The sequence below is a fragment of the Streptomyces sp. NPDC097129 genome, assembly GCF_055668065.1.
Map to the genome: position 1 here is coordinate 1 of NZ_JBVOQE010000084.1, position 1,190 is coordinate 1,190.

Here is a 1,190-nt window from a genome sequence, read left to right on the forward strand (position 1 = left end):
GTTCACCAGTTCGTCTCTCCGGCGAAATATTTTGCCGCCGACCGCAGGATGTCTCGCTCAGTTTCGAGCTTGGTTTTCTCCGCGCGTAGGTGTGCGACCTCGGCGCGGAGCCTGGCGGCTTCCTGCTCGGGTGTCTCGCCGGTGCCGGGCCCCGGAGCGGTGGCGGCGGGTCTGCGGATCGGGATACCCGCATTTCTCAGCCATGTGGTCAGGGAGCCGTGGGATACGCCGAGATCGGCGGCGATCCCGGCTACGGTCGCGCCGCCGGTGTCGCGGTACAGCTCGACTGCGTCGCGGCGGAACTCTTCGGAGTAATTTTTCTTTGCCATCGGGTTAGATCTTCTCGCTTTCCCTGGTCTGAGACCAGGATCAAGCGTGTCCAACCCGCGGGGTCAAGGCCCGTCGATGCTAAGTTCCGCGCTGCTCAGGGCGGCTTTTTTTGCAAGCCTGTTGACTGGATTGGAACGAGGGGGCGTGAGTGTTAGTGGGATCCTCCTGCAAAAAGTTGTCAGGTGACTGCAGTACTATCAAAATCGTGACCGACGAGAATGACATCCTCTATCACTACACAAACTTCGGAGGATTCTCCGGCATCATCAAAAGTCAAAAGCTCTGGGGAACCGATATAAAGTATCTAAATGATGCTCAGGAACTCAAATACAGTGCCGGGTTGATGGCCGAGATCTTTCACTCCTTGGCTCAGGAACTACCTGACCTTACAGAGGAAGAGCGGAGGGAGTGTGGTGACTTCTTCACGACCGAGGGGCCCGACCATCGAGATCCGTCGTACCTTGGACCAAAGAAACATGCACTTCGAGCCGCCGCCTGGTCGCTTGCGGCTCTCGTAGACGAGTCACAGCCGCAGATGCCATACGATTGGAAATGGGCGAACGGGTATGTCACTTGCTTTACTACCGAACGTGACTCGCTCGGGCAGTGGCGTGGATATGCAGGTGGTGATGGTTTCGCCGTAGGTTTCGATCGGGCGAAGCTAGCGGAGCTGACCTACCAATGCTGGGATTACAAAGCAGGAAACCGAATGGAACCGGACGGAAGAGGTTGGGTTGATGCTCCGATCCCTGGGCCGCGACCCATCTTCTATGGTGACGAGGCGCGGGCCGAAAACTTGAATTTGGTTCAAAACTTCCTCCGTTCACGTATTTCTGAAAAGCCAGCTGCGGTTAACTACT

1 protein-coding gene and 1 pseudogene are annotated in these 1,190 nt (G+C 56.9%); one reads left to right on the forward strand and one right to left on the reverse strand.

Features of this window, described 5'->3' with window-relative positions; genetic code table 11:
- Window positions 1–23: 23 nt before the first annotated feature.
- Window positions 24–329, reverse strand: a pseudogene (locus AC0B9F_RS38275) (transposase); the annotation flags it as partial.
- Window positions 330–535: 206 nt separating this feature from the next.
- On the opposite strand from AC0B9F_RS38275, the gene AC0B9F_RS38280 reads away from it, so the two are divergent.
- On the forward strand, window positions 536–1,190 hold a 655-nt coding region (locus AC0B9F_RS38280), incomplete at its 3' end, for a hypothetical protein (protein ID WP_472010444.1).